Source organism: Microvirga sp. P4_G7, assembly GCF_056401005.1.
The window spans coordinates 1-3246 of the sequence record NZ_JBFUKD010000443.1; the positions used below are offsets into that span (position 1 = coordinate 1).

The window sequence follows — 3246 nt, forward strand, 5'->3', positions numbered from 1 at the left end:
GGTCAGAACCATTGCCAGGCGTTGATCCTCGCGCTCCTCCGCGCCGAAGGCTTTCACGACTGCATTGCAGCTCAAGGCATCCGCCAACGTGCCGCCGACTTTCGTATCCCAGGCATTCGCAAGTCTCGCCGCCGGCGCGACATAGAGTGTCGACAGAAGCACGGTCATGAGAATGTAGAGCGTGCTGCCGACTGCCACGACGAGGCCCATCACCGGCCAGTGAAGGCCGAGCAGCACCATCGACCCGCCTAGAACGACGAGCGACGGCAGCAGCGCGAGCAGGATCGTGTCATGCAGGAGATCGAGCGCCCACATGCCGCGCGTGATCTTGCGCACCGTCGAACCGGCAAAGCTGTTTGCATGCCAGTCGGTCGAGAAACGCTGCACGCGCGCAAACGCGTCTCGCGCCACGTRTGACATCACCCGCAACGAGAGCTCGACGATGCCGTAGAACGCGATGTGCCGAAAAATGACCATCGCGACACCGAGCGCAGCGATGGCGCCGAACGCCACGAGCGCCGTATGTAACGCAGCCGCCCTGTCCATTCCGCCGTTGGCGATCGCGTCGACCAAACGGCCGGCATAAAGCGGCATGAAAACGTCAGACAGCGTCGATGCCATCATGGCGACGATGATGAACGCCACATAGCGAGGATGTCCCCGCCAGTGTCTGAAGACGAAACCGAGTACCTCGCGGGTCGAATCCCCGCTTCTTGTCTTGCGAATCATGGAACGAACAGGCCGCGCCGCTGCGCGCCTCTCCCGAAAATAAGGAACGCGGCACGGCATCGGACTAAGGGACCGATGGCGGCGTTCGAATGTCTAATTGTGAAAGTGTGTGCGTCTGAATGCGGGGAACCGGCGGCCCCCGCGGCTGTCCAACCTAGCGGCTAGACATCATGGGAGGCGCGGTCAGCAAGCGTACAACTGTCATGCAATCCTCCCTCGTTCGAATGAAACGCAAGGAACTCTTACCCAAATGCCACGCACTTTGCAACCGTGCGGCGTAGCATTTCGTCAGACGCGATCGAGCGGCACATGCGGCGTCGGTGGAAGGGTCACGCCGATCATGTCTCCGGGCACGATCACGCCGCCTTCCAAAACGACCGCCATCACACCGGCTTTCCGTACAAGCGCGCCCGCTGGATCGCGATCCAACACGGCAGCCATCATCCCCTTTTGGAAGCGATCGATCTGCAGGCAAGGATTTCGCAATCCGGTCACCGCGATCAACGCCTTTGCCCCGAGACGAAGTAATGTACCTCTCGGCAAGCTCAACAGATCGATGCCACGCGTCGTGACATTCTCGCCCATTTCGCCCGCCGAAACGGCGAAACCTTTCGCCTGCAATTCGTCATGCAATTCCGCGTGAATCAAATGGACTTGCCGAAGGTTGGGTTGTGTCGGATCTTGCCGCACCCGCGATCGATGTTTGACCGTCTCCCCCAGATGCGCATCCCCCTCCACACCCAATCCGGCGAGGAGACGGATGCTGGTCTGGTTCGTCTTGCTGAACGCGTGCGTCGCTTTGCGGCTCACTGCCGTCACGATGGCGGCCATCATGTCCTCTCTTCGGAACTAACGCGTTCACGACGCCGTCAGGTCGACAATCTCCATGCCGCGTTTGGCGAGGAGATCCGCCAGAATCCGCCTGTGGCAATTGGCGGGGTCGCGTTCAAAACACATGAGACAAATCGGCTGCGCCTTGGCAAGAGTCGACAATTCCTCCAAGGCATCCTGCGCCGGCTTGGTCGCCAGGACCTCGTCACAATAGATGCGATGCATCAAGCCGCCGTCCCCGGCCCGAGCCGCTTGCCGGCCCGCTTTCGGCGTTCCCAATTGAATGAAATGGCGATAGCCGATGCCAGCGATTTCGAGTTCTTCCCGCAGAGCCGTTTTGGCAAAACCCCGCTTGCGCGACCCCGCAACGGCGCGGACGTCGGTGAGGGTCGCGACGCCCGCATCCTTCAACGTCGTGAGAAAGCGATCGACCTCGGCGCCTTCATATCCGATCGTAAACACCTGTGGCTTGCCCATGGCCGCCTCCGCCTCGTCCGCTCCGGGAAATTCACGCCTCCGCCAGCTGCGGCACCTGCACATGCGCCGGAAGGCGACGGATCAATTCGGCGAGTGCGGGCTCAAGAACCTGATGCGCCGCCTCTTCGATCTCGAACCAGCGCTGCTCCCGCTGCCCTTTCTCGCGCCAGGTCTTGAGATGCTTCGAAACTTCGAGCGGGTAGACGTCGACCCGGCATAGGTCAAAATGCTCAGTTCGACGCTTCCAGTACTCATAAAATCCGAGCGGCTTATGGTGGATCGAACCTTTCACGCCCGCCTCCTCGACCGCTTCCTGCGCCGCCGCCTTGTAGGGCTTCTTGCCCTTCATGGGCCAGCCCTTCGGAATCAGCCAGCGTTTGGTCTCCCGGGACGTGACGAGCAGAACCTCGACCCTCCCCGCCGTCACGCGGAAGGGAAGCGCCGCCACTTGGGCGATTTCAGGTCGTGGGAACGTCTTGAGTGCTTTGGGCATCCTATTAAGGGTGGGGATTACAGTTGAAGTTGCGCAAAACCGATTGATTGAAGCCGGCTAATAAAGAATCAGATAATCGCTGCTTTGAAAACCTCGTCTTTGGCCCCGGCGCCGTTCAAAGCTCAGTTTACTCGACAATTGTGAATATCTCACAACAACTTAGGCGCAAATCGCGACTTTTAAAGAGCACAAACATGACGGTGGACGATTTGGAGATGCGTTTGGCGGCGGCCTCGGCCGTAGCCCGTGAGGCGGGTGAGCTTGCGCGGCAAAGATTCCTGGAGCGGCCACGCTCGCAGCGGCCGGACTTCAAAGGTCACCAGGATTTCCTCACGGCGACGGATGGCGAGGTCGAGACGCTGATCCGCAGACGTCTGGCGGAACTCTTCCCCGACGACGCATTCTTCGGCGAAGAAGGCGGAGGGACGTTCGGCAGGGACGTGTGGGTGGTCGACCCGATCGACGGAACCGCCAATTTCGCGCGCGGAATCCCGCATTTCGCCATTTCGATCGCATTCGTCCGCGACGGGCGGACCGAAATCGGCGCCGTCTATAATGTCATGCAGGATGAACTCTACCTCGCCCGRCGTGGCCACGGAGCGACGGTCAACGGCGAGCCCATCAGGGTCAGTGGCCTTGCCGAAATTCGCCAGGCGACGGTCGAAGCCGGCTGGTCGTCACGGCTCGACCTCGACGTGTACGTCACTCTGATCCAG

At 60.6% G+C, this 3246-nt stretch carries 5 protein-coding genes; 1 reads left to right on the forward strand and 4 read right to left on the reverse strand.

Annotated elements, in window-relative coordinates; translation table 11 throughout:
- From AC1DT3_RS16070 to AC1DT3_RS16085, 4 genes are all read right to left on the reverse strand, one after another.
- Positions 1 to 729: ABC transporter transmembrane domain-containing protein (locus AC1DT3_RS16070; protein WP_477466247.1), on the reverse strand; the 729-nt coding region annotated here is incomplete at its 3' end.
- A 288-nt stretch (positions 730 to 1017) separates the two neighbouring features.
- Positions 1018 to 1560, reverse strand: a complete 543-nt coding sequence (locus AC1DT3_RS16075) for an MOSC domain-containing protein (RefSeq protein ID WP_477466251.1) — start codon at positions 1558 to 1560, stop codon at positions 1018 to 1020.
- 27 nt (positions 1561 to 1587) lie between these two features.
- Positions 1588 to 2037 (reverse strand): DUF488 domain-containing protein, encoded by a 450-nt coding sequence (locus AC1DT3_RS16080; RefSeq protein ID WP_477466248.1) that lies wholly within the window; start codon positions 2035 to 2037, stop codon positions 1588 to 1590.
- Between the two features lie 31 nt (positions 2038 to 2068).
- Positions 2069 to 2530 (reverse strand): NUDIX hydrolase, encoded by a 462-nt coding sequence (locus AC1DT3_RS16085; protein ID WP_477466249.1) that lies wholly within the window; start codon positions 2528 to 2530, stop codon positions 2069 to 2071.
- Positions 2531 to 2724: 194 nt separating this feature from the next.
- Here AC1DT3_RS16085 and AC1DT3_RS16090 point away from each other — a divergent pair.
- A partial coding sequence (locus tag AC1DT3_RS16090) for an inositol monophosphatase family protein (protein ID WP_477466250.1) occupies positions 2725 to 3246 on the forward strand: 522 nt, incomplete at its 3' end.

What these genes read in the sequence shown, in the direction of transcription:
- AC1DT3_RS16080 (WP_477466248.1), bottom strand. Translation starts at nt 2,037, where the DNA reads ATGGGCAAGCCACAGGTGTTTACGATCGGATATGAAGGCGCCGAGGTC.
- AC1DT3_RS16075 (WP_477466251.1), bottom strand. Translation starts at nt 1,560, where the DNA reads ATGGCCGCCATCGTGACGGCAGTGAGCCGCAAAGCGACGCACGCGTTC.
- AC1DT3_RS16085 (WP_477466249.1), bottom strand. Translation starts at nt 2,530, where the DNA reads ATGCCCAAAGCACTCAAGACGTTCCCACGACCTGAAATCGCCCAAGTG.